Here is a 23,322-nt window from a genome sequence, read left to right on the forward strand (position 1 = left end):
CGAATACCTCTCGCTCAAGCTCGACGATCCGTCCTTCACGGCTCCGGTCTATGCCTCCCTCGTCCAGGGCGACAAAGGCGAGCACAAGCTCATCTGGTCCCGCTAAACAGCACCAAGGCGCCCCGCTCACTGCGGGGCTACCCATCAACCCCCGGAATTATGCGGAGTAAAATCTACCGCAAACACCGGCAAAAGCAGTCTTCAGCGACCGATACTCCGCATAATCCCACTCTCTGCATAATCGACGTTGCCGGCCAGTACCCGGAAGTCGGGAGCGTCTTCAGAGGAGCGTTCGACCCGCACGATCTTGGCCTTGACGTTGAGGTTGAGGGTCTTGATGGTGCCGGTGAAGCCGTTTTCGGAAGCGGTGAAAGAGCCGATAGTTGCCATTGTCATATTCCTTTATGTTGCTCGGGCCGCGCCCATCGCGGCCTCGATGGCTGTCGATCAGACCGGAGGCGATTGGCCCGCACCTGAAAAGGCCGCAACGAAGTGGAGGACGGCCGTGGGCCGAGGCTTTCTTGTATCGCGAGGAATGGGCGCGTGAGCGGACAGGGGAAGAAAACGAGCCGGCCGTTGCGGATGCCGATCGAGCCGAACACCGTGAGGCGGTCTTCGGTCAGACATGCCCCATCGAGACCGCAGTGGGTGTGCCTTGCGCGCACGTTGGAAGGGAAAGCCAATGGCGATCGAGGCGATACACCGAAAGCGATATGGCCGGGCCCGGTATCAGCCCTCCCCGTCTTGAGGCAGGCCTGCGATATCAGGAACGCGCGACACCCGTAAGCTTTCGTGCCGCAGCCGCGTGTTTGACGGTGCTGGCGATGGACTTCAGAAAAGCAGGGCTAAAACTGCCAAGCGGCGTTGTCGTTTCGAAGTCGAACGCCTTGTCGAGGTCCACTCGATTATACTCGTCGAGGATGATCCAGCAGGGGAAATCCAGCCCGGCGCGCCGGCACTCCATTTCGCTGATGGCAAGAGACAGCCGGTCCGTGCTGGGATATTGCGATGTGATGGGAAACAAAAACACGGCGCCCGGCACCGCCACGGTGCGGACGACGACACAAGTGGGCCTAGCCTTGCGACCCGACTCTTCTCCAGCCGCCGCCTGGCGGCTCCACAGATAGAAAAACCGCACAATCTGCCCAGGCTCAAGCATTGTCCGTCCCGATGATATCCTCAAGGCCGGTCATCAATTCGCGGTGGATATCCTCTGGCGCGTCGAGGAGACCATAGGCTTGTGTGTGGGAACGTCCGATCAGCTTTCGGTATTGCTCGGCCGTCAGAATGACGAGCTTATCCTTGCCTCGCTTCGTCAGGGAGACCGGTTCAACCAGTGCCGCCTCGAGGATTTCCCCCGATGCCCGGTTCATCTCTGAAAACGTAAACTGCTTCATCGCCAAGCCTCCGTGCTTAATTACCTATAATACGTATTCTATGCGATTCATGCAATGAGTTTGGCGATCGTTACTGTGTCGACCCATCCATCAGACGATCACGACGCTCGGCCAAGAAATCGCTGTCAAAGTCCAAGCGATCCGCGAAGATGATGGAGCCCGCGAATTTCTTGTATAGCAAGAGGCAATCGCTGGATCTCATGACGTGATCTCCTTCATTGTGATGACGGAGATTGGTACGGATCAACCCGCGACACGACAAGGCCGGTCCAGGACCGGCCTTGTCGTGAGTGCGACGACGCGGCGCCGTCAATCGAAGGCCGACATCTGATGCGAGGCTGCTTTCTGGTCTATGGAAGATGTGGCCGCCACAGTGCCTGTCCGCTCGTACGGCTTCCAGGTCTCGCCGGTAATGTCTTCGTAGGCGGAGACGGCGCCTTCGGCTGCCATACGAAGCACGTGGGCCTGCAGACCCATATCAGCTGCGAACTCGCGCTTGCGCTGGGCGCGGCTGTCGAAGCCCACCGGGCCGTCGAGGTCCTCGTCGCGAAAATCGTTGGAGAGCTTCGTGGTGAGATCGCGTGCCTCGGTGACTGCGCGGCTGTAGAATTGTCCGGCGCCGTAGGCAGAGCCGACGAACGATCCGACGATGCGTTGCATGTGGATCTGCATGGCCTTTTCGGCGAGGCCATCTTTGAGCGCATCGGCGCTTTCGATCAGCTGGCCGCGATGGAGATCGCGGATTCCGTCACTGTCGACGATGGCAAGGCCGAAGCTTTCGGAGATGCGCAGCGCTTGGGGACTGTCTGGGCAGGCGTGCCTGACCATTTCGAGGGTGGTGGCGCGCTGGGCGGCTGGGCGGGCTTTCGGGGCGGAGCGGTTGAGCGATATCATGATGAATGTCCTTGTCCGTGTCGGTTGAGCGAAGCCCGGGGCTGCCGTCTTTCCGGCGCCGTCCCTCGGGTGCGGTCGATACGAGCCGGCGAAGCGGCCCGGCCCAAGGTCAGGCCGATGCGCGGCGAGAAAGGTGGGGTTGCGGAAGATGCGGGCCGCATCCGCGGTCTGCAGTGGACGCGGCCATGCCTTGTGAAGCTAGCGTCGAGACTGCCGCCGTGCGGCGCGGAACGCGGCCTTTGACCGGGACGCCGTCCGGTTCAGACCGCAGCACAACCGAGGGGCGGCGCCGGACGAACGGCTTGAGGCGCGTACTCGTCCAATGCGAAAGGGAGATCATCGAGAACAGCATGACACGAACCCCACACCGCCCGATCAATCGGCACAACGCTGCCGGGGCCATGATCAAGCCGGCAAAGAAGGTGACGACTGCACCTGCAGTCGAGCGGTAAGCACTGCCAAACGTCAAGGAGCCCGTCTCAGTGAAACTCGACAGCGACGTACTTGCCGATTTTCAGGCCACCATGAAGGCCGATCGCTAAAGCAAGGCGCCCAGCCGCAGTGACGCGGCCGCTGTTCGCCCTACTTGTTGCCATCAGAGTGCCAGCGAGAGCGCGATTGATGTGGTCGAATTCATCTCATCCAGTGCCAGCGGCAGATTGACCTCTGCACGCGCTCGATCCGTGGCACCAAGGGTTTTGCGCAGCTGCCCGTCACCCGCCCGGCGCGGCGAGACATCTCAGCCGAAGAGCTGCTCGAGCAGAATGCCGACGTCACTAGGTCTTTTGCACCATCAATCCCGTCTGATCGCGCCTATTTGCTTTGCTCGACGATCTCGTGATCTGAATGGGAGCGGCGAATGCGGCGAACAGTCATCCAAACGCCGGCCACGGCTATCGGCACTGCAAACGCCGTCATCGTTTCCGCTTCGATGTGGAAGACCTGGTGTGTCGCCTTCGCGACGTAGCCGAAAAGGCCGACGATATAATAGGAGATCGCTGCCACCGAGAGACCCTCTACAGTTTGTTGCAAGCGAAGCTGCAGCCGAGCTCGCCGATCCATTGAATTGAGGAGGGTCGTGTTCAGTCGTTCCAGTTCGACATCGATCCAGCTGCGAAGAAGTCCTGTTGCGCGTGCAAGCTTTCGCGACAACTCCGCTTGGCGGCTCTCCACGGATCTACACGTCCTCATGGCGGGGGCGAGCCTACGCTCCAAAAACGAGCCAAATGTTTCGTATCCTGAGATAGGCGTCTCGCCTAACATTCTGATGCGCTCTTGGACAATGTCGTAGTAGGCGCGACTCGCGCCAAAGCGATAGAGGCAGGACGCGGCACTTGCCTCCAACTCCGCGGCAAGATGAGTCATCTCCACAAGCAGCTCATCAGCCTCGTCTCTTGCATGGTTGTTCATGCGCTGGCTGATTGCTGTGAAACGGTCCTCTATTTTGGCAATTCCGGGAGAAGCCGAAAGGGCGACGCGCAAACCAAGCATGGCGAACGTGCGATACGTCTCGATGTCGAGCAGGCGCTGGACCAGAGCTCCGCGCCCCGCGTTCGTGAGACAATGGTCGATCACGAGAACCCGGGTGAGCCCGTCTTCATCCTGACGAAAATCAGTCAAGATCGTCGCCTGATTCGTCTTGACCTGACTGTAGCACAAACTCTGAGGATCGAAGTAGCCAAGCGCTTCTTCTGTGGGCAAGTCCCCAGACCGCAATTCAAGCCGAATTCCGGAAATGAACTCTCCCGGCATGGACGTCTGGTCAAATGGTAAACAGGAAATATCTCCACCGAAGATTTCCGTCGTCAGTGTATCCCAAGAGTAGGTGGAGAATTCGGTATGCCTCTCCCACTGCAAAGAGCCATTGTTGTTGGTAGCGGCATAGTGGTTTGCATCGGATCCGGGTGCGGCTTCCCCGAACGATTGGCTGAGGGAGGCAATGAAAGCGTGATCCGCAGCGTCACCCTTGTTTCTCAGGAAAGCGAGCTGAATGACGACCCGTGGGGTTTCAACCAGCATATGGGGCCGAGCGTGGATCTCATTGAGCGCCCGATCGCGTTCAAGCGAACTGAGCAATCGGAATCTGATGCCGTCCATTTTTCCTCCCACCACAGGTTTGAACCGACATAGCAACTTTCATGCTGACACGAAAGCCGATGCCGCCAGCCAGGAAGCGATCGCGATCGTCGTCACGGATACCATTGATTTGTCCAGCCAACGCGAGACCTTGCTCGACTAGGCCGAGTTCATTTCGCGTCGGAGCAAGCCCGGCGCCTAAGGCGAACACCTCACCGAGGTGCAGTCGGTAGAATGCCAGTCGTGGTTCGGCGTCGCCCGATCGATTGCGGTAGCTCAGGCATTCGGCCCCGATCTTCAAGACAGCATGCTCAAGGCGCGCCACGGCACCGATGGGCGTCACGGTTACCGACAGTTCGATTTCATAGTCGGCGCCAGTCCACTTCAGCATTGTCGTATAGTGACAGCTGTCCCGGACGAAGCGCTCACCGCGGTAGTCCAGCGTAACCCCGCCGATCGCCCCGATCGCAAACCTGCCCTCCCGCTGGAGTTGGACCGGTGTTGGGATTTCCTGGCCCGTCGCAAACCGCTGATCAGCATAAGTACGAAAATCGGCACCGGCGGTGCTCCAGTCGAAGCCTCACCCGTGATGCTGCAAATCACGATGCGGCAGGCCTTCCTTCATCCTTCTGCTCTATCCTTCAGATCCTCGTTCCAGTCATTTCGGAGCGGACGAAGCCGCTGAAATCCGCAGTCCTGGCGCAGTGCAATCTGGCGAAGCGTGTCGGCATAGGCTTCGCCCTGGCTGTTGCGGTCGGTCGCCGCGACGAGAAGATCGACGCGGCCGGCGAGCTGCCGGACTGCCGCTTCAGTTGCCGGCGACCAGCCGCCGGCAGTGCTGGCATAGAGCGTGTCGAGGCGGCAGCTCTCGATCGCTGCCATGCTGAGGGCGTCGATTGCCGCTTCGGTAATGCACAGACGCGCCGGCGTCCGTTCGCCAAAGCGGAAGAGCGTCTTGGTGCCGCCCGAGGCAAATCCCCGCCACAAGTGCCCCCGCTCCTCCCAGCCGCAGATTCGCCCGCAATCGTCCTCATGCGCGAACCAGGCGCTGTCGAACGGTCCCTGCCGGATCAGTCCAGCGCCAACGGCCCGCCGGAGAACAGCCGGCGGGATGGCGCGCGCCTTGGTAAGATAGCCAAACCCCGGCAAGCCAGGACGTAATGGCACTCGGGCCGACCAGCGTTCGAGGATCCCATCGGGGGTCCTACGCCGGGATGGCGCAGACCATATCGGCTGGGATGCCATCACGCCTGCGAAGGCGCGGGCGGCATTGAGGATCGCCGGGAAATCGCCCGGTTGTAGCCAGCCGAGCAAGGCAAAGACATCGCCTTTCCTGTCCGAGAGGGGATCGAACCAGCCCTTTCCCCCATGGGTGATGATGATGATTTCACCGCCGCGGCGATATTTGACGGCGCGGCGGGTACTTTCCTTAAGATCGATCTGAAAACCCGCCTGCTCCAGGACGACGGCGCAGGACACCCTGTCGCGCAGCCCCTCGATGTCACGTCGTTCCATCTTTCAAACGTCCTTTCCGCCCGTTAAATCCATGGGCAAACTCCCATCAGCCGCGAAGACCGGCGGCTGCAAGGGCGCGCTTGCAGATCGGGATGCAGGCAGGATTGAGCGCGGCGAAGCCTCCCTTGCGGGCGGTGAGGCGCAAGCGGCAGGAATTGATTTTAGCCAGGCCTCCACATCAGGGATGGGCGTCGGAAGGGGCCGAACCGGGTTACCGCTCTGCCGGCAACCCGGTTCGGATGGACCGTGTTGCAAGGATCAGCTTCCGGGCGCGATAACCCCGCCCACGGCGTTATCTGGACTATAACGATCGGATAAGCTTGCCGAATCCTTTTGTATTTCCATCGATGATATCTTCTATCTATGATAGAGACTGCGGAAATAGTCAGATCTGACATATAAAATTGAGAACTTTTAGTGCTATTGTAGGCGCCAATACAATTTATTCACGAACATATCCAATATAACGGAACAACACTCGCTCTGTTGGTGTGGTGATTAAACGTTTTTAAGTCGAAACAATACGCATTGATATAGCTAGATAAGCCGATTGATCTTTGTTACTTGTCTACGATTGTTTTGTCTTGGCAAAGCCTTAACAAATTCTTCAGAGATCAAAGATAAATTCCTATTGCCGGGATACGATACATTCGTAGGACATGATGCCATTCCCATTCGTCGAATGAATGCGACGTTTTTAGCTGAAGTAAGTTGAAGTATCGTTGAGATTTCATTTGCTTCTTTCATAGATCAAAGGGGGGCTATGTCGTGGCGTTCATGAATGTATTCGGCGCGGATGAGAGATCAACTCTGCAAGCAGTCAGTAAGTCGCAGGCGACGATCGAATTCGATCTTTCCGGAAAGATCCTGACAGCAAACCAGAATTTTTGTCAGGCGCTCGGTTATGAGCTGGCGGAGATCGTCGGTCAGCACCACAAGATCTTTGTCGATCCCAAGGATTCGTCCTCTCCCGAATACCGCGAATTCTGGGCCCGGCTCGGGCGTGGGGAGTTCGATAAGAGCCAATACAAGCGCATCGGCAAGGGTGGCCGGGAAGTCTGGATCGAAGCATCGTATAATCCGGTCTTTCGAGGTGGAAAGCCATATAAAGTTGTCAAGTTTGCAACTGATGTAACGGCCCAAAAGCTACAAGCCGCTGAAGACAGAGGAAAGCTTGAAGCGCTCTCGCGTGCCCAGGCTGTCATCGAGTTCTCGCCTGAGGGCGAAGTTCTGACAGCAAATGAGAATTTTCTGTCTGTGCTCGGATATCAACTGTCCGATATCAAGGGCAAGCATCACCAGATGTTCTGTGATCCGGCCTATATCCAAACTCCCGACTATCGGCAGTTCTGGGAAAATCTGCGGCGCGGCGAGTTCGTCGCAGCGGAATTCATGCGAATTGGCAAAGGCGGCAAGCGGGTCTGGATTCAAGCGTCGTATAATCCAATCTTCGACATGAACGGAAAGGTCTTCAAGGTCGTTAAATTTGCCACCGACATCACTGGTCGCGTCGAGAACGTAGAAGTGCTCGCAGCGTCTTTGAAGAAACTCGCCGATGGTGATCTGACCGTCGCTGTAGCACATCCCTTTATTCCGTCGCTCGACAAGCTGCGGATCGACTTTAACGATGCCGTCGCAAAACTGCGTGATGCCATGCAAGCGGTGGGTCAGAATGCGCAGGCTATTTCGGCCGGATCGAACGAAATAAAGTCGGCTGCCGACGATCTTTCCAAGCGCACGGAACAGCAGGCCGCCTCCGTCGAGGAAACTGCCGCCGCCCTTGAAGAGATTACAACGACGGTGGCGGATTCAAGCCGCAGGGCTGAAGAGGCCGGGAAACTCGTTGCAAGCACACGCGAGGGAGCGGAAAAATCGGGCGAGGTTGTTCGCAAGGCAGTGACGGCCATGGGACAAATCGAAACCTCGTCGAGCGAGATCTCCAACATCATCGGCGTTATTGATGACATCGCATTCCAGACCAATCTTCTCGCCCTCAATGCCGGTGTTGAAGCGGCCCGCGCTGGTGAGGCGGGTAAGGGGTTTGCCGTCGTTGCCCAGGAAGTGCGTGAACTTGCGCAGCGCTCGGCAACAGCCGCGAAAGAAATCAAATCGCTGATCAACGCCTCCAGCGAACAGGTAAAAAGCGGTGTGTCGCTGGTGGGTCAAACAGGTCAGGCCCTTGAGCAGATCGTGCGCCAGGTGCAGGAAATCAACATCAATGTCGCGGCCATCGTGAAATCCTCTCGCGAGCAGGCAACGGGGTTGAAGGAGATCAACACTGCCGTCAACACAATGGACCAGGGCACGCAGCAGAATGCCGCCATGGTGGAGGAATCGACCGCGGCCAGCTACAGCCTTGCCAAGGAGGCCGCTGCCCTGTTCCAGCTGCTCGGTCAATTCCGCGTCGAAGGCGGTCAACCACGCAGCCGCCCTGTCGCAGTTCGACAGGAAGACCGGCCTTCTGCTTCGCCAGCGCGCCGTTTGAATGCTCAGGTCACTCAGGCTTTTGCCGGTCGGGCAACGGCAGCGGCAGCTCAGGAAAATTGGGAGGATTTCTGATGGCCAACGTGTCACCGACATCGGCGATCGGAAACGGCAGCCTTGAGATTATCGCCTTCCGTTTGCAGGATCAGGAGTTCTGCGTGCGCACGACCACCATCCGCGAAATTCGCGGCTGGGCTCCCTCTACGCCGATCCCACATGCTCCGCCCGACGTCCTGGGCGTCATGAACCTTCGCGGCACTGTCATCCCCATCATTGACCTTGCCCATAAGCTGGGCATGCCCAGCACGATCGCCAACGAACGAAGCGCCATCGTCGTTGCCGAGGTAAACGATATGGTCGTCGGTCTCGTCGTTGAACGCGTTTCCGACATCCTCACTGTTACCGAGGAGCAGATACAGCCTATTCCCGAGATCACGATCTCCTTTGATCGGCGCTATTGTGACGGGATCATTACCCAGCCGAATGGAATGATCTGTTTTCTGAACCTGCAAAGCATGTTCAGGAATGACAATCTGAACGAGCTTGCTGCCTAGACCGGGCGCCGACAGACACAAGTGAGGCCTCGCCGGCACAGACAGCACTCGATCAGATCGGCCAGTTCACTGCCGATGGAGGTTTGCAACAGCGACCTGAGACGCATCACTTTGCCGGCCGCAAAGCCCCTTGTGCGACTGCTTATTGGTTCAATCGGCGAGGCTGAACAGGACTGCCGGCCCAGTCTTCATGTCCATAACGTATTCGGATCACGAAAATGGCTCAGTTCTCTTCGACCCGGTAGACAACGAGATGGGCTTTAAACGAATGGATCCAAACCGGCGGCGAAATCTCTTCTCGCTCACGCGCCATTTGCGGCAATCAGGTCAAGCACTGCAAACAACTCGTCATGATACCGCCTGGCCTGTGCAGGTGCGAACATGCGGACCCCTTGCTCGGCGATCGCGATGATGTCCTCTTCCGCTTCGACAGAATGGCTAAAACGCATTGTCGCCGCCGGGCGTCGTTTCCCCGCGCGCGCCTGCTGTTGCAAAGAGTTCGCCCTTTGACCGGCTGCCAACACCACTTTTGAGACCGTCTTCGACGAAGCGTTGCATGCCAGCAATCTTGTCACTGCGCGCTTGGTCCCTGCGAATGAGGTCGCGCACATAGTCACTAGCATTGGAATATTGCCCGGTTCTCGCTTGCGCCTCGACCCAATCTTTCATTGGGTCGGGCAAATATATGTTCATCGTAGCCATTCGAGCCTCCATGTTGGGCCCAAGTTAGCTGAAATTGGCAAGGTTCATCAAACCCTACTTTGCATGCGCAGGCAGCCGGCAGGTTCGCTCTCAACTCATATGGCAGACGGGTGAGTTTCATATGGAATTCAACAGCACAAGTTCAACGCCGATCGGCGACATAGATTCGCCGGCGGAAGTATCGGATTACGAACAACAAGAGCTGATCATAGTGACCACCTGTCGGATGGAGGCGGGGTTGCCGTCGTCGGCAAGTGCGGCCAACACGCGAAAATCTTCTTCGGCGGTGTTTTGTGATCGGAAAGCCATAGATCGCAGCTGTCGATGAGCGCGATGCACGGGCGCATGCCCTCCGGTGTGTCGCGAGGAGGTCTTCCAGCGACGATGTCGGATCGAGGACATAGCTAAGCTGTTAGGGCGTGCTGTCGAGCAAGTGCAGCCCCTGGTCATCCCCCCAGACATCCGAAATCGCCACCGGCACACCGGTCCGGCTGCTCTTCAGGGCGGCAATGCCGCACAGCACCGACATCGCGCCGGCGCGTGATCCGGCCCGCTGCTGCAGTTCGTCGTTCAAACCCGGTTTCAGCAGCATATTGCGCAACCGGTCGTCGCCGCCATAGTGACCGCCGGAGAAATGCGGCACCCATATGCGCTCAACGCCGTCGAAATTGCGCATCAGCAGGATTTCGTCAGCCGGCGGCTCGGTCCAGGGCTGCGCTTCATACTGACGCATCTCAATCCGTCCCTTTTGGCCGTTGAAGGCGATGTGGTGGCCCTCGATCGGCATATAGGTATTGAGCGAATAGGCGACATCGACACCGTTCTTGTAGTGGATGTTGGCGACCATGGTGTCGGGAATATCAATATCTTCGCGAAACACGCAGGCGTCGCGGACATAGCCATCAACCGAGGACGGATCCTCGTAAAGACTTTCGAGCAGCCTATCCTTGCCGATATCGAAATAATAATCGCACTCGTGCTTGTGCCGACAGGTGCGGCAGCGCTCGCCGCGCAACGGGCCTTTGTGGCCGTAATGTTTGAGATCGGCAAAGGCAGACACGGTCTGCGGATCGGAGCCGAGATACCAGTTCAGAAGGTCGAAATGGTGTGTCGCCTTGTGCACGAACAGGCTGCCGGAATTTTCGGTAAAGGCATGCCAGCGACGAAAATAGTCAGCGCCATGGCTAGTGTTGAGATACCAGTGGAAATCGACGGAGGTGACGGAGCCGATCACGCCGGAATTCAGTAACTCCTTGATCTTGGCAGCGGTCGGTGCAAAGCGGTAGTTGAACGAGACATCGAGCCGCTTGCCGGTGCGCCTTTCGGCGTCCAGGATGCGCTTGATCTTGTCGGCGGTGGTGGTCATCGGCTTTTCGCTGATGACATTGGCACCGGCCTCCATCGCCTTGACGATCACACCGTCATGGGTGGAATCCTTTGTGCAGACGATCACCAGATCGGGTTTTTCGACCGCCAGAAGTCGGTCGAAGTCACGATAGATCGGCACCGAGACGCCCATATAGCGGCTGGAGCGCTCAGCCCGCATCGTGTTGAGATCGCAGATCGCGACCAGTTCGACTTCACCGGCCCAGCGCTCGACCAGATCGCGGCCCCACATCGTTGTACCGCGATGGCCGGACCCCACCAGGGCGTAACGTGTCTTTTTCAGCATCTCTTCTCTCCGCAATACGCCTTAGCACACCGTCGCGAAACGCTCGATCACCGTGTCGAGCACGGTTCCGCCCGGCTTCTTCCACCAGTTTTCGGCGGAGAAGATCTCCACCTCCTGCGGCCCATCAAAGCCGGCCGCCTCGATCAATCGGCGAAAGCCGGGCAGATCTATCACTCCGTCGCCCATCATGCCGCGATCGAGCAGCAGATCCTTGGTCGGCACCAGCCAATCGCAGATATGATGGGCAAAAATCCGATTTTCGCGCCCGGCCCGGGCAATCTGTTCCGCCAGTTCCGGATCCCACCAGACATGATAGGCATCGATCGCGACGCCGACATCCGGCCCCAGCTTTGCCGCCAGATCCAGCGCCTGCCTCAACGTGTTGACACAGGAGCGGTCGGCCGCATACATCGGATGCAGCGGCTCGATTGCCAGTGGCATGTTTGAGGCCCGGGCGTGATCGAGGATCGCCGCAAAACCATCCTCAACCATTTGGCGCGCAGCAACGATGTCGCGCGAACCGGTCGGCAGTCCGCCAACGACAAACACCAGGCAGCCAGCGCCAAGGGTTGCCGCCTCGTCGATCGCACGCCGGTTGTCGTCGACCGCGCTCTTTCGGCCCTCAGCATCGGCGGCCGGAAACATCCCACCCCGACACAACCCGGTCACGCGCAGGCCGTTGGAATGGACGATACGGGCTGCCTCCTTTAGACCGATGGCCGCCACCTGATCCCGCCAGGGCGAGATCGCCGTGATGCCGCGCTTAAGACAGCCGTCGACGGCCTCGGCAAAGCCCCAACTGCCGCGCGTCGTGGCCAGATTGATCGACAGATTCGTAAGATCCATTACGCCCTCTCCGGCATGGCTTCCATCGCGTTCCAGTCAGGTGCGACGGACGAACCCAGTCCGACGGCATCAATTGTCGAGCCGATGACAATCTGGCCGCCGGTGATTTTCAGCCGGGCCCGTCCGTCCGTCATACCGTAGAGATCGGGATGGGCCGATACGAAGGCCTGCTGTTCAGCCGCCGGCGCGCCGGCCATGCCATCGACATAATGGTGGCCGTTGCGCTCGATATGCGTCATGCCGATCAGGGCTGCCAGCGCCAGATCCTGCTGCACGGCAAGCCCTGCCTGGGTGGTGAGATCCTCGGCCGACATAAAATAACGCCTCCCATTCTCGGCGCTCCATTTGGACACCCGCGCCCGGTTGAGCAGCGAGCGATAAAAGCCTTTGCAGGATTTTGACGAGATGCCGGTATAACCCAGGCTTCGGGCCGTCACGAATGCGTCGATGGTGGCATCGGATTCGTCGATTTCCACCGGCTTGAAATCGGCAAGCGCTGTGACCGGCTTGTCGAAGGCATGCGAGCGGGCGATGGGCTGTTCGATGAACAGGATGGCGTCGGCAAATTTCTGCAGCTGCGGCGCAGCCTTGATCCGCGTCAAAAGTTCGGTCACGGCCTCGGCCGAGGAAAACTGTTCGTTGCCGTCCAGGGTCAGCGAATAGGCTGGCACTTTGGCATCGATCAAGGAGGCAATGCGGGACAGCCGATCGATATCGGCCTTTGTATCTCCTGATACTTTGATCTTGAAGAAGGTCAATCCATAGGCGTCGATCGCGGTCTCAAGACTTTCCGGCAAGCCATCATCAAGCCTGTCGGACGCAGCCACTTCACCTTCGGTGATGGCATCGACCAGTCCGACGGTATGGCGGGCGGCGATGGTCGCCGCGGGACGGAGTCCGGCCAGAAAGCCGGACAAATCGAAGCCTGCAAGATCGGGCGCGGTGGCTGCGTCGATGCCGGGCAGGTTGGCCCTGATCGCCTGCGTCACCGTCACGCCCTGCAGCCGGCAGAGCGCGTCGACAACCGCGCGGTTCACCAGCGACAGGCCGAAGGAAGCGATCAGACCGTTGAGGTTTTCGGCCGTCGCGCGCAGATGATGTGCCTTCTCCACCGCGGAATGCAGCGAGAAGGCGGAGCCGAACCCGGCCGCTTTGACAGCTTCGCAGGCAAGCCTCAGCGATGAGCGCAGCTGGTCGGCATTGTCGTCGTTGCTAAGCGCCGGCGATTTGTCGAACCATTTCGGCACCATCAGTTCCGCCGCAATGCCGCTCGCCGAGCGCCCGCAGGCATCCTCGATCCGTACGCGCAAAAAGGCCTGACGGGCCTGGCGCAGCGTGGCAGCGCCGAAGCGGAACGGCAGGCGCAGTGTCACTGGCCGCTCGAACGCGTCCGTCTCGACCAGTTTGATTTTCAAGACATCGGTCATGGGTTCAATGGATCCCCTGTGCGGCCAGCAACCGGCTGATGCGGGCTGCCGCATCCTCCGGATCGGAAAGAACGCGCGCCTTGTCAGCCAGCCGAAAGAGCTCGGCCAGATGCAGCAGCGAGCGGGTGCTCTCCTGGCCGCCGATCATGCGAAAATGGTCCTGCAGGCCGTTGAGATAGGCGAGAAAGACGATGCCGGTCTTGTAGAACCGGGTCGGCGCCTTGAAGATGTGGCGCGACAGCGGCACCGTCGGCTCCAACAGCTCGAAAAAAGTGTCGGTCTTGCCGTTGCCAAGTTCTGCCAATGCAAGGGAAGCTGCCGGCGCGATCGCGTCGAAAATGCCGAGCAGCGCGTCGGAATGGCCATCCTCATCGCCGGCAATCAGTTCGGCATAGTTGAAATCGTCGCCGGTATACATCCGCACGCCGGCCGGCAGCCGGGCGCGCATGGCGATTTCCTTTTCCTTGGACAGCAGCGACACTTTTATGCCGTCAACCTTGTCGGGATGCGTCTTTATCGCGGCAAGGCAGGTGTCCATCGCCGCCCAGTGGTCCGCCGAGCCCCAGTAGCCCGCAAGCGCCGGATCGAACATTTCGCCGAGCCAGTGAATGACGACCGGCTGGCGCGCCTGCGATAGGATCCGGTCATAGACCTTCAGATAATCCTCCGGCCCTTTGGCGCAGACGGCCAGCGCCCGCGACGCCATCAGGATGATGCGGCCGCCAAGGCGTTCGACGAAGCCGATCTGTTCCTGATAGGCGGCAATGACGTCAACCAGCGTTGTGTCGGGCGACGGCAGCAGATGGTCGGTACCGGCGCCACAGGCGATCAGTGCATCCGGCCGGCTTTGGGCTTCGCTCAGCGCCCGCCTGATCAGCTCCTGCGCCTCCAGCCAGCCGAGACCCATGCCTCGTTGGGCGGTGTCCATCGCCTCGGCGACGCCAAGGCCGAGGTCCCAGAGGCGATGGCGAAAGGCCAGCGTCCGGTCCCAGTCAATCGCCGGTGTTAGCCAGGGATCGTTATCGGCCAAGGGGTCGGCAACGACATGGGCGGCCGCATAGGCCACCCGCGAAAAATCGCTGGCGCGTCGGCGTTTTAGGACGATTGGGGTGCCGGTCGTGGTGTAGAGCTCAAGGCTGCGATCGCTTGCCGGCAGGTAAAGCTTGGCCACGGTCACAGCTCCAGCGACGGTACGTCGAGCCAGCGGCGTTCGGCCCAGCTCTTTAGGCCGAGCGTCGCCAGTTGTACGCCCTTGGCGCCTTCATCCAGCGTATACTCCCATGGGCCGTCTTCGAGCACGTGGCGCAAGAACATTTCCCACTGCAGCTTGAAGCCGTTGTCGTAGACCTGATTGTCCGGCACCTCGTCCCAGGTCTTGTAGAAATCGATGGTCTGCGGCTGATCGGGATTCCAGACCGGCTTTGGCGTGTTGACACGGTGCTGGGTCCAGCAGCGGGTGAGCCCGGCGACGGCCGAGCCGAGCGTGCCGTCGACCTGGAACGTTACGAGGTCGTCGCGCCGGACGCGCACGGCCCAGGAGGAATTTATCTGGGCGATGACGCCGCCCTCAAGCTGGAAGGTCGCGTAAGCCGCATCGTCTGCATCGGCCTTGTAGCGCTTGCCGGCCTCGTCGACGCGCTCGCGAATATGGGTGGCGCCGAGGCAGCTGACCGCCTTGACCTTGCCGAACAGGTTGTCGAGCACATAGCGCCAGTGGCACAGCATATCCAAAATAATGCCGCCGCCATCGGCCGTGCGATAGTTCCAAGAGGGACGCTGCGCGATCTGCCAGTCGCCCTCGAACACCCAGTAGCCGAACTCGCCGCGCACCGATAGGATTTCGCCGAAGAAACCGGAATCGCGCAGCATGGCGATCTTTCGCAGTCCAGGCAGAAATAGCTTGTCCTGCACCACGCCATTTTTGAGCCCGGATGCCTTGGCCTTGCGGGCCAGTGCCACGGCGGCATCGAGATCGTCCGAGATCGGCTTTTCGCAATAGACATGCTTGCCTGCATCGAGCGCCTGCGAAATCAGGCTGGTGCGCATCTGGGTCGTTCCGGCGTCGAAAAACACGGTGTCGTCCGGATTGGCGAGCGCTGCGGCGATATCGGTCGACCAGCGCTTGATGCCATGCGTCTTGGCCAGCGCCTCGATCTTGGCGCCGTTGCGGCCGACAATGATCGGGTCAAGCGTCACCCGTTCACCGCTGGACAAGAGAACGCCACCCTCCTTTTGAATGGCGACGATCGAACGGATCAAATGCTGGTTGAGCCCCATTCGGCCGGTGACGCCGTGCAGGATGATACCGAGACGTTGCATGTCTTTTCCTCCCCAGGAACATGCCGACCGCTGCTTCCTGTGGCCAGGTGGCGAGGGGTCGGGCAGCGCAATGATTGTAACCATCTGGTTACAAGATCGCGCAGGAAAACCGCTTATGTCAATCGCCTTTCGAAATGTTTTTTGAAAATCTCAGGCTTTGATCGAGGCCAGGGTCACCGAAACGATATGCTCCCCCCAGGCCTCGATCGCGTCTGGCGCCTCCAGCTTGCGGCCGAAGATCGTCGACAGCGTATGCCTGTTCGACAGGTAGAAATATCCAAGTGCTGCAATCGTCAGATAGACCGACACCGGATCGACCTTCGGGCGAAACAGGCCTGCTTGCCCACCGCGGCGCAACACATCCGCCATCTCGGCGATCAGGTGCGAATGCATCTCGGCGATGCGGGCCGAGCGTTTGAGATATTGGGCTTGCAGCATGTTTTCGGTCGCCAGCAGGCTTAGAAATTCCGGATGCCCGAGGAAATAATGCCAGGTAAACAGGGCCAGCTCGCGCATCCCTGCTTCCGGCTCGCGATGGGTCAGGTCCAGGCTCTTTTCCGCCGTGCGGATCGAGGCATAAGCAGCCTCCAGGACGGCCAGATACAAGGCCTCCTTGTCGCCGAAATAGTGGTAGAGCATCCGCTTGTTGGTCTTGGCCCGGGCGGCGATCGCATCGATGCGGGCGCCGCCAAAACCGTGGGCGGCAAATTCGTCGGTGGCGGCCTCGAGGATGGCGGCATAGGTGCGCTTTGGATTGCGGGACGTCTTTGGTGGGGCCTTGTGATCACCAATGGCAAGCGCTTCCGACACGTCCTGATCTGGCTCGCCCTTGCTGATGCTCATCTTCGACTTTCTGCGCTTTCGCCGACCCGTTGAAAATAATTCAATTTCGCCTGCAACTCAAACCGGATCACATCTGCCCTCGATTGCCGCTTGACAGTGGTTGGAATTCTCGACAACTTGTAACCAATTGGTTATTTGGAGCAAGCCAATTTTCGTGAGTTCATCTGGAAAACTGGGGAGGAGACCAGGATGACGTTGACGATGAACAGGCGCGCCGTGCTGATGAGCATGGCCGCAACGCTGGCACTGGGTCCCATCGCAATGAACCGGGCTAGGGCGGCGACATCGATGCGCTTCCTCTGGTGGGGCTCGAAAGAGCGAACCGACCGCACCTTTGCTGCTATCAAGCTGTATTCCGACAAGCAGACCGACGTCGCCATCGCCGGGGAATCCTTCGGCTGGGACAATTATTGGACCCGTCTGGCGACTCAGACGGCCGGCGGCAATTCGCCGGACCTGATCCAAATGGACTACCGCTACATCTTCGAATATGCCCGCCGCGGCACGCTGCTCGACTTCACGCCCTTCATGGGCAAGTCGCTCGACATCGCCGATTTCGGCGAGGCCAACATCAATTCCGGCAAGGTCGACGGAAAACTCTACGGCGTCAATCTCGGCGTCAATTCCAGCATGATGATCGTCAATAGCGACGCCTGGAAGGAAGCCGGCATCGACGCGCCGAAGGACGACATGAGCTGGGAGCAGTTCGGCGAGGCCTGCACCAAGCTGAGTGCAACCAAGAAGCGTCGCGCTTTCTACGGGACCCAAGACGCAAGCGGCCTGGAACCGGCGCTGGAAAACTGGCTGCGGCAAAAGGGCAAAGCGCTCTACACCGAAGACGGCAAGATTGCCTTCGAGGCGACCGACATCGCCGACTGGTTCAAGTTCTGGGCCGGCCTTCGCCAAGCCAAGGCCTGCGTGCCGGCGGATGTGCAGGCGCTCGATCAGCTGACGATCGAAACCAGCATGGTCGCTCTCGGCAAGGCTGCCGCCTGCTTTGGCCATTCCAATCAGTTCATCGCCTTCCAGGCGATCAACAAGGAAAAGCTGGATATCGTCAGCTATCCGAAGACGACGGCCGACAGCAAGCCAGGGCACTATCTGAAACCCTCGATGCTGATTTCGGTCTCGGCCACATCGCCCAACAAGGACGCCGCCGTCGCCTTCGTCAACTTCCTGGTCGAGAGCGCGGACGCGGCCAAGTCGCTCGGGGTCGAACGCGGCGTTCCGGCGTCGGAAAAGATCCGCAATGCGATGGCGCCGACGCTGGACGACAACGGCCGCAAGGTCGTGGACTACATCGCCCGCCTGACACCGAAGGTGGGCGCCCTGCCCCCGCCGCCGCCCAATGGCGCCGGGGAGAACTCGTTCTTGCTGAAGAAGGTGGCCGAAGAGGTGGCCTTTGGAAAAGCCTCGGCACAAGAGGGCAGCGAGAAATTCGTGGAACAGGCAGCCGCAAACATCAAGCGAGGCTGAGCAGTGGCAGATCACATTGAAGACAGTGCCGACGCGATCAGCGCCGGTTTGCCGAGCCGCGCGCAGGAAAACACGGTCTACAAGACACCGACTGCGCTGGCGCGCAATGCGCCGGGCTATCTGTTCCTGATGCCCTGGTTCATCGGTTTTTTCGGCCTGACGCTCGGGCCGGCGCTGGTCTCCCTCTACCTGTCCTTCACCGACTACAATCTGCTGCAGCCGCCGAGCTACGTTGGCATGGCCAATTACAGCCGCATCGCCTTTGGCGATGACAAGTTCATCTCCTCGATGCGGGTGACATTGTTCTACGTCGTTTGCTCTGTGCCGCTGAAGCTGATCTTCGCGCTCCTCGTCGCGCTGCTGCTCAATCGCGGCATCCGCGGCCTGCCGGTCTATCGCGCCATCTTCTACCTGCCGTCCTTACTGGGCTCGAGCGTTGCCATCGCCATTTTATGGCGCCAGATTTTTGATAGCGACGGCGTCATCAACACCCTGCTCTGGCAGTTCGGAATCGAGGGCCCAAGCTGGATTTCCAACCCGGACTATTCGCTCTACACGCTGGTAATCCTAGCGGTCTGGCAGTTTGGCTCGCCGATGATCATTTTTCTCGCCGGCCTGCGCCAGATCCCGACCGACATGTATGAGGCCGCCAGTCTCGACGGCGCGTCGAAGATGCGGATGTTCTTCAAGATCACCCTGCCGCTGCTGACGCCCGTCATCTTCTTCAACGGGGTGGTCCAGACCATCGATGCCTTCAAGGCGTTTACGCCGGCCTATGTGATTTCGTCCGGCACCGGCGGCCCGATCGATTCGACGCTGTTCTACACGCTCTACCTCTACCAGGAGGCGTTCGGATATTTCCGCATGGGCTATGCCGCAGCACTCGCCTGGATCCTGGTGATCATCATCGCCCTGTTCACCGCCTTCTCCTTCCTGACCTCGCGTTATTGGGTGCATTACGATGACTGATACGCTGACCACAGCTTCTGATCCGGCGCCCGAGGCCGAGCGGTCCCGCGCCGCCTCGATCGCCATCCACGTCGCCCTGATCAGCGCCTCGATCGTCATGCTCTATCCGCTGCTTTGGATGCTGTCGGGTTCAGTCAAGAACCAGAACGAGATCTTTGGCCAGGCATCGCTGATCCCGAGCCAGCTCGATTTCAGCTCCTATGTTCGCGGCTGGTTCGGCGGCCAGGTGACCTTCGGGCGGTTCTTCTGGAACTCGCTGGTGATCGCCTTGCTCTCGGTGCTTGGCAATGTCATCTCCTGCTCGCTGGCGGCCTATGCCTTTGCCAGACTGTCGTTCTGGGGACGGAATTTCTGGTTCGCGCTGATGCTCGGCACGCTGATGCTGCCCTATCACGTGACACTGATCCCGCAATATATCCTGTTCCTAAAACTCGGCTGGGTCAAAACCATGCTACCGCTGGTGGTGCCGAAGTTTCTGGCTGTCGATGCCTTCTTCATCTTTTTGATGGTGCAGTTTTTTCGCGGCATCCCGCGTGAACTCGACGAGGCAGCGATGATGGACGGCTGCAGCCCCTGGCGGATCTACTGGCGGATCATGCTGCCCCTGTCGCTACCGGTTTTGGCAACGGCTGCGATCTTCTCCTTCATCTGGACGTGGGACGATTTCTTTGGACCACTGATCTACCTTAGCGACGTCAACACCTACACCGTGCAGCTTGGACTGCGCTCCTTCGTCGATGCCACCGGTAATTCGGACTGGTCGAGCCTGTTTGCCATGTCCAGCCTGTCGCTGATCCCGGTTTTCCTGATCTTCCTATTCTTCCAACGCCTCTTGATCGACGGCATCGCCACGGCGGGCCTGAAGCGTTGATTTCGAACTTATACAAAGGACTGAACTCATGAGCGCCTTGCGCTTTGCCGTCATCGGCATCAATCACGATCATATCTTCGGCCAGGTCAACGTCATGCTGCGCGCCGGCGGCGAACTGGTCGCCTTCCATGCGAACGAGGACGATCTGGCGGCTACCTTTGCAAGCCGGTTTCCCCAGGCCGTCCGCGTCGATGACAGACGCCGGATTCTCGAAGACGCCTCGATCGGCCTGATCCTCAGTGCCGCAATTTCGCTCGAGCGCGCCGAACTGGCGATTGCCGCAATGCGCCACGGCAAGGACATCATGCTCGACAAGCCTGGCATGACGACGCTGGAGCAACTGGCTGACGTGCGCCGCGTGCAGCAGGAAACCGGTCGGATCGTCTCGATCCTCTATTCCGAGCATTTTGAGACCGCCTCGACCGTCAAGGCCGGCGAACTGGTCAAAGCCGGTGCGATCGGCCAGGTCATTCACACCACCGGGCTGGGCCCGCACCGGCTGCGCAAGGCCACCCGGCCGGACTGGTTCTTCGACCGCGCCCGCTATGGCGGCATCATCACCGACATCGCCTCGCATCAATGCGAGCAGTTTCTGTTCTTCACCGGTTCGCTTGAAGCCGAGGTGCTGTCGGCCAGCGTTGCCAACCGCGCCAATGCCGACACGCCCGGACTGCAGGACTATGGCGATATTCACCTGCGAACCCCGGATGCCACCGGCTATATCCGCGTCGACTGGTTCACCCCGGACGGCTTGTCGACCTGGGGCGACGGACGGCTGTTCATCGTCGGCACCGAAGGTAGCATCGAGCTGCGTAAATATCTCGACGTCAGCGGACGGCCGGGCGCCGATCACCTGTTCCTAGTCGACAAAAAGAGCATGCAGCACATCGACTGCAGCACTGTCGAACTGCCTTATGGCCGTCAGCTTGCCGCCGATATCCGAGATCGCACCGAGACGGCGATGGGTCAGGAGCATTGTTTCAAGGCGATGGAGCTGGCGCTGAAGGCGCAGCAGGTGGCCGAAGCGCATCCAGCCCAGGCGAAAGGATAGTCCGATGTCCGAGATCAAGACTGTTGCCATCATCGGCCTCGGCATCGGCCGCTCGCATATCATCGAGGGCTATCTGCCCAATGCCGACCAGTACGAGGTCGCGGTTCTCTGTGATCTCAATGTCGAACGCTTGAACACCGTCGGCGATGAATTCGCCATTGCGCGACGGGTCACCGACTTTGCCGCGGTGCTTGCCATGCCGGACATCGACATCATCGATATCTGCACTCCACCCAGCTCACATTTCGCGCTGATCCTGGAGGCGCTGGCCGCCGGCAAGCATGTGGTCTGCGAAAAGCCGCTGGTCGGCTCGCTTGCCGATATCGACGCGGTCGTGGCCGCCGAGAAAACCTCCGCCGGCCGGTTGATGCCGATCTTCCAATATCGCTACGGCGACGGCATCCAAAAGGCCAAGGCCATCATCGACGCTGGCCTTGCCGGAAAACCCTATGTGGCCACCGCTGAAACCCATTGGAAGCGCAGCTCGGACTATTATGACGTCCCCTGGCGCGGCAAATGGGCAACCGAGCTCGGCGGCGTTCTGATGACGCATGCCATCCATCTCCACGACATGCTGACCTATCTAATGGGGCCGATCTCCGGCCTGTTCGGCCGGGTGGCCACCCGCGTCAACGACATCGAGGTCGAGGATTGCGTCAGCGCCAGCCTGGTGATGCAAAATGGTGCGCTCGCCACCATCAGCGCCACACTCGGCTCGCTCGAAGAAATCAGCCGGCTGCGGCTTTGCTTCGAAAATGTGCTGTTCGAGAGCAATCACGAGGCCTACAGCCCCGGCCGCGATCCCTGGACGATCCGGCCGGCGACGCCGCAGATCGGTGAGAAGATCGACGCTTTGCTGGCCGACTGGACACCGATCCCGATCCGCTTCCAGACGCAGATGAAGCTGTTTCACGACGCGCTGGTTTCAGGCGGCCCGCTGCCGGTCACCACCGCCGATGCGCGCGCCAGCCTGGAACTGGTGACCGCTTTTTACCAGTCGTCGGAGGCGCGCGCGGAAGTGCTGTTCCCGATCGGCAGCGACAGCCCGAAATACAACAGCTGGAGACCAGCATGAACATACGCGCGACCGCGGTCAACTTGGAGAGGAAATCGATGGCAACCCGTGTTTCGCTGCAAAAAGTCGTCAAGCGTTATGGCGCGCTCGAGGTCGTCCACGGCGTTGACCTTGAGATCGAGCCCGGCGAATTCGTGGTGTTCGTCGGCCCTTCGGGCTGCGGCAAGTCCACTCTTTTGAGAATGATTGCTGGTCTGGAGCCGATTTCCGGCGGCTCCCTGCTGCTCGACGGGGTACGCATGAACGACGTGCCGTCGGCCAAGCGCGGCATCGCCATGGTGTTCCAGTCCTATGCCCTCTATCCACATATGTCGGTCTACAAGAACCTGTCATTCGGACTGGAGACGGCGGGCCTGAAGAAGCACGAGATCGAGCCTCGTGTGAAAAAGGCGGCCGAAATTTTGAAGATCGAGGCGCTGCTGCAGCGCAAACCCAAACAGCTTTCGGGCGGCCAGCGCCAACGCGTCGCCATCGGCCGGGCAATCGTGCGCGAGCCAAACATTTTCCTGTTCGACGAGCCGCTGTCCAACCTCGACGCGGAACTGCGAGTGCAGATGCGGGTCGAAATCGCCAAGCTGCACCAGCGGCTCGGCAACACGATGATCTATGTCACCCACGATCAGATCGAGGCGATGACCATGGCCGATACCATCGTCGTTTTGAATGCCGGCAATATCGAGCAGGTCGGCGCGCCGCTTGAGCTCTATAACAAGCCGAAGAACAAGTTCGTCGCCGGCTTTATCGGATCGCCGCGGATGAATTTCATCGAATGTCGGGTGGTCGGCTCCGACACCGGCCTTGCCATTGATATCGCCGGCAGCCCTGTGCCGATGCCGGGCCATTTTGGTAACGCCAAGCCCGGGGATGTCATCACCTTCGGGGCGCGCCCAGAGCATCTCACCGTCAAGGACCAGGGTGTGACGCTGGGTGAAGCCCATGTCGATCTGGTCGAGCATCTTGGCGGACAGACTATTCTTTACGTGACGCTGCAAGGCGGACAACCGGTCGCCGTCGTGCTCGACGACCAGCAGCAAATAAAGGCCGGTGACAAGGTGCCAATCCGCATCGACCCGCAACGCTGCCATCTGTTTGGAGCCGATGGTGTGAGGCTTTAGCACCGAGCCCAATAGTCAGAACCACGTTTTGGCGCA

General features: G+C 59.6%; 22 protein-coding genes and 2 pseudogenes. 9 read left to right on the forward strand and 15 right to left on the reverse strand.

All coding sequences use genetic code 11. The features are described 5' to 3' along the window. Positions 1 to 106 (forward strand): DUF736 family protein (locus AB4Z52_RS31630; RefSeq protein ID WP_154668634.1); only part of this gene is annotated, 106 nt, incomplete at its 5' end. Between the two features lie 131 nt (positions 107 to 237). Here AB4Z52_RS31630 and AB4Z52_RS31635 read toward each other — a convergent pair. The 7 genes and pseudogenes from AB4Z52_RS31635 to AB4Z52_RS31665 form a co-directional block, all read right to left on the reverse strand. Next, a pseudogene (locus tag AB4Z52_RS31635) lies at positions 238 to 390 on the reverse strand (DUF736 domain-containing protein); the annotation flags it as partial. Positions 391 to 763: 373 nt separating this feature from the next. Next, a complete protein-coding gene (locus AB4Z52_RS31640; protein ID WP_442221825.1) occupies positions 764 to 1,159 on the reverse strand; it encodes a hypothetical protein in 396 nt (131 codons plus the stop codon). After that, positions 1,152 to 1,397: a type II toxin-antitoxin system Phd/YefM family antitoxin gene (locus tag AB4Z52_RS31645; protein ID WP_442221826.1), complete on the reverse strand. Its 246-nt coding sequence runs from the start codon at positions 1,395 to 1,397 to the stop codon at positions 1,152 to 1,154. Before AB4Z52_RS31645 ends, AB4Z52_RS31640 begins: the two co-directional genes overlap by 8 nt. A gap of 309 nt (positions 1,398 to 1,706) precedes the next feature. Next, positions 1,707 to 2,291, reverse strand: a complete 585-nt coding sequence (locus AB4Z52_RS31650; protein WP_442221827.1) for a hypothetical protein — start codon at positions 2,289 to 2,291, stop codon at positions 1,707 to 1,709. An 813-nt stretch (positions 2,292 to 3,104) separates the two neighbouring features. Continuing rightward, positions 3,105 to 4,388, reverse strand: coding sequence for a DUF3422 family protein (locus AB4Z52_RS31655; protein WP_442221828.1), 1,284 nt, complete (start codon positions 4,386 to 4,388; stop codon positions 3,105 to 3,107). Continuing rightward, positions 4,351 to 4,668 (reverse strand): hypothetical protein, encoded by a 318-nt coding sequence (locus AB4Z52_RS31660; protein ID WP_442221829.1) that lies wholly within the window; start codon positions 4,666 to 4,668, stop codon positions 4,351 to 4,353. Before AB4Z52_RS31660 ends, AB4Z52_RS31655 begins: the two co-directional genes overlap by 38 nt. A 320-nt stretch (positions 4,669 to 4,988) precedes the next feature. Further along, a complete protein-coding gene (locus AB4Z52_RS31665) occupies positions 4,989 to 5,882 on the reverse strand; it encodes a DUF3991 domain-containing protein (protein ID WP_442221830.1) in 894 nt (297 codons plus the stop codon). 777 nt (positions 5,883 to 6,659) lie between these two features. On the opposite strand from AB4Z52_RS31665, the gene AB4Z52_RS31670 reads away from it, so the two are divergent. Both AB4Z52_RS31670 and AB4Z52_RS31675 read left to right on the forward strand, forming a co-directional pair. Beyond that, positions 6,660 to 8,441, forward strand: coding sequence for a methyl-accepting chemotaxis protein (locus tag AB4Z52_RS31670; protein WP_442221852.1), 1,782 nt, complete (start codon positions 6,660 to 6,662; stop codon positions 8,439 to 8,441). Next, positions 8,441 to 8,920: a chemotaxis protein CheW gene (locus AB4Z52_RS31675; protein ID WP_442221831.1), complete on the forward strand. Its 480-nt coding sequence runs from the start codon at positions 8,441 to 8,443 to the stop codon at positions 8,918 to 8,920. Before AB4Z52_RS31670 ends, AB4Z52_RS31675 begins: the two co-directional genes overlap by 1 nt. A 223-nt stretch (positions 8,921 to 9,143) precedes the next feature. On the opposite strand, the pseudogene AB4Z52_RS31680 reads toward AB4Z52_RS31675, so the two are convergent. The 8 genes and pseudogenes from AB4Z52_RS31680 to AB4Z52_RS31715 all read right to left on the reverse strand — a co-directional run bounded on the left by AB4Z52_RS31680 (position 9,144) and on the right by AB4Z52_RS31715 (position 16,729). Further along, positions 9,144 to 9,369: pseudogene (locus AB4Z52_RS31680) on the reverse strand (type II toxin-antitoxin system RelE/ParE family toxin). Then, positions 9,359 to 9,622: a type II toxin-antitoxin system ParD family antitoxin gene (locus AB4Z52_RS31685; protein ID WP_442221832.1), complete on the reverse strand. Its 264-nt coding sequence runs from the start codon at positions 9,620 to 9,622 to the stop codon at positions 9,359 to 9,361. The pseudogene AB4Z52_RS31680 and the gene AB4Z52_RS31685 overlap by 11 nt, the downstream one beginning before the upstream one ends. A 412-nt stretch (positions 9,623 to 10,034) precedes the next feature. Further along, positions 10,035 to 11,294 (reverse strand): Gfo/Idh/MocA family protein, encoded by a 1,260-nt coding sequence (locus AB4Z52_RS31690; protein WP_442221833.1) that lies wholly within the window; start codon positions 11,292 to 11,294, stop codon positions 10,035 to 10,037. Between the two features lie 21 nt (positions 11,295 to 11,315). Beyond that, positions 11,316 to 12,140, reverse strand: coding sequence for a sugar phosphate isomerase/epimerase family protein (locus AB4Z52_RS31695; RefSeq protein ID WP_442221834.1), 825 nt, complete (start codon positions 12,138 to 12,140; stop codon positions 11,316 to 11,318). Next, the gene (locus AB4Z52_RS31700; RefSeq protein WP_442221835.1) at positions 12,140 to 13,567 is read right to left on the reverse strand and encodes a mandelate racemase; all 1,428 of its coding nucleotides are present in this window, start codon (positions 13,565 to 13,567) and stop codon (positions 12,140 to 12,142) included. The genes AB4Z52_RS31695 and AB4Z52_RS31700 overlap by 1 nt, the downstream gene beginning before the upstream one ends. 4 nt (positions 13,568 to 13,571) lie before the next feature. After that, a complete protein-coding gene (locus tag AB4Z52_RS31705) occupies positions 13,572 to 14,738 on the reverse strand; it encodes a dihydrodipicolinate synthase family protein (protein ID WP_442221836.1) in 1,167 nt (388 codons plus the stop codon). A 2-nt stretch (positions 14,739 to 14,740) separates the two neighbouring features. After that, a complete protein-coding gene (locus AB4Z52_RS31710; protein WP_442221837.1) occupies positions 14,741 to 15,886 on the reverse strand; it encodes a Gfo/Idh/MocA family protein in 1,146 nt (381 codons plus the stop codon). A 150-nt stretch (positions 15,887 to 16,036) separates the two neighbouring features. Continuing rightward, positions 16,037 to 16,729: a TetR/AcrR family transcriptional regulator gene (locus tag AB4Z52_RS31715; RefSeq protein WP_442221838.1), complete on the reverse strand. Its 693-nt coding sequence runs from the start codon at positions 16,727 to 16,729 to the stop codon at positions 16,037 to 16,039. A gap of 189 nt (positions 16,730 to 16,918) precedes the next feature. Here AB4Z52_RS31715 and AB4Z52_RS31720 point away from each other — a divergent pair, with 189 nt between their 5' ends. The 6 genes from AB4Z52_RS31720 (at position 16,919) to AB4Z52_RS31745 (ending at position 23,286) form a co-directional block, all read left to right on the forward strand. Beyond that, entirely contained in the window at positions 16,919 to 18,205 is a 1,287-nt protein-coding gene (locus AB4Z52_RS31720) for an ABC transporter substrate-binding protein (RefSeq protein WP_442221839.1), read from the forward strand. 129 nt (positions 18,206 to 18,334) lie between these two features. Continuing rightward, on the forward strand, positions 18,335 to 19,174 hold the full coding sequence (locus tag AB4Z52_RS31725) for a carbohydrate ABC transporter permease (protein ID WP_442221853.1): 840 nt from the start codon (positions 18,335 to 18,337) through the stop codon (positions 19,172 to 19,174). Next, complete coding sequence (locus AB4Z52_RS31730) at positions 19,167 to 20,045, forward strand: carbohydrate ABC transporter permease (RefSeq protein ID WP_442221840.1); 879 nt, start codon at positions 19,167 to 19,169, stop codon at positions 20,043 to 20,045. The genes AB4Z52_RS31725 and AB4Z52_RS31730 overlap by 8 nt, the downstream gene beginning before the upstream one ends. Positions 20,046 to 20,073: 28 nt before the next feature. Then, positions 20,074 to 21,096 carry a Gfo/Idh/MocA family protein gene (locus tag AB4Z52_RS31735; protein ID WP_442221841.1) on the forward strand — a complete coding sequence of 341 codons (1,023 nt, stop codon included), beginning with the start codon at positions 20,074 to 20,076 and terminating at the stop codon, positions 21,094 to 21,096. A 4-nt stretch (positions 21,097 to 21,100) separates the two neighbouring features. After that, complete coding sequence (locus tag AB4Z52_RS31740; RefSeq protein ID WP_442221842.1) at positions 21,101 to 22,171, forward strand: Gfo/Idh/MocA family protein; 1,071 nt, start codon at positions 21,101 to 21,103, stop codon at positions 22,169 to 22,171. Between the two features lie 38 nt (positions 22,172 to 22,209). Further along, on the forward strand, positions 22,210 to 23,286 hold the full coding sequence (locus AB4Z52_RS31745) for an ABC transporter ATP-binding protein (protein WP_442221854.1): 1,077 nt from the start codon (positions 22,210 to 22,212) through the stop codon (positions 23,284 to 23,286). Positions 23,287 to 23,322 lie beyond the last annotated feature (36 nt).

The sequence above is a fragment of the Rhizobium sp. 2YAF20 genome (assembly GCF_052114685.1).
In the GTDB taxonomy this organism is placed as follows: domain Bacteria; phylum Pseudomonadota; class Alphaproteobacteria; order Rhizobiales; family Rhizobiaceae; genus Rhizobium.

Bases quoted from the DNA above. Each gene is read 5' to 3' on its own strand.
- AB4Z52_RS31720 (WP_442221839.1), top strand. From the start codon at position 16,919: ATGACGTTGACGATGAACAGGCGCGCCGTGCTGATGAGCATGGCCGCA.
- AB4Z52_RS31645 (WP_442221826.1), bottom strand. From the start codon at position 1,397: ATGAAGCAGTTTACGTTTTCAGAGATGAACCGGGCATCGGGGGAAATC.
- AB4Z52_RS31715 (WP_442221838.1), bottom strand. From the start codon at position 16,729: ATGAGCATCAGCAAGGGCGAGCCAGATCAGGACGTGTCGGAAGCGCTT.
- AB4Z52_RS31675 (WP_442221831.1), top strand. From the start codon at position 8,441: ATGGCCAACGTGTCACCGACATCGGCGATCGGAAACGGCAGCCTTGAG.
- AB4Z52_RS31640 (WP_442221825.1), bottom strand. From the start codon at position 1,159: ATGCTTGAGCCTGGGCAGATTGTGCGGTTTTTCTATCTGTGGAGCCGC.
- AB4Z52_RS31665 (WP_442221830.1), bottom strand. From the start codon at position 5,882: ATGGAACGACGTGACATCGAGGGGCTGCGCGACAGGGTGTCCTGCGCC.
- AB4Z52_RS31730 (WP_442221840.1), top strand. From the start codon at position 19,167: ATGACTGATACGCTGACCACAGCTTCTGATCCGGCGCCCGAGGCCGAG.
- AB4Z52_RS31740 (WP_442221842.1), top strand. From the start codon at position 21,101: ATGTCCGAGATCAAGACTGTTGCCATCATCGGCCTCGGCATCGGCCGC.
- AB4Z52_RS31735 (WP_442221841.1), top strand. From the start codon at position 20,074: ATGAGCGCCTTGCGCTTTGCCGTCATCGGCATCAATCACGATCATATC.
- AB4Z52_RS31725 (WP_442221853.1), top strand. From the start codon at position 18,335: ATGCCCTGGTTCATCGGTTTTTTCGGCCTGACGCTCGGGCCGGCGCTG.
- AB4Z52_RS31700 (WP_442221835.1), bottom strand. From the start codon at position 13,567: ATGACCGATGTCTTGAAAATCAAACTGGTCGAGACGGACGCGTTCGAG.
- AB4Z52_RS31670 (WP_442221852.1), top strand. From the start codon at position 6,660: ATGAATGTATTCGGCGCGGATGAGAGATCAACTCTGCAAGCAGTCAGT.
- AB4Z52_RS31650 (WP_442221827.1), bottom strand. From the start codon at position 2,291: ATGATATCGCTCAACCGCTCCGCCCCGAAAGCCCGCCCAGCCGCCCAG.
- AB4Z52_RS31745 (WP_442221854.1), top strand. From the start codon at position 22,210: ATGGCAACCCGTGTTTCGCTGCAAAAAGTCGTCAAGCGTTATGGCGCG.
- AB4Z52_RS31695 (WP_442221834.1), bottom strand. From the start codon at position 12,140: ATGGATCTTACGAATCTGTCGATCAATCTGGCCACGACGCGCGGCAGT.
- AB4Z52_RS31690 (WP_442221833.1), bottom strand. From the start codon at position 11,294: ATGCTGAAAAAGACACGTTACGCCCTGGTGGGGTCCGGCCATCGCGGT.
- AB4Z52_RS31685 (WP_442221832.1), bottom strand. From the start codon at position 9,622: ATGGCTACGATGAACATATATTTGCCCGACCCAATGAAAGATTGGGTC.
- AB4Z52_RS31655 (WP_442221828.1), bottom strand. From the start codon at position 4,388: ATGGACGGCATCAGATTCCGATTGCTCAGTTCGCTTGAACGCGATCGG.
- AB4Z52_RS31710 (WP_442221837.1), bottom strand. From the start codon at position 15,886: ATGCAACGTCTCGGTATCATCCTGCACGGCGTCACCGGCCGAATGGGG.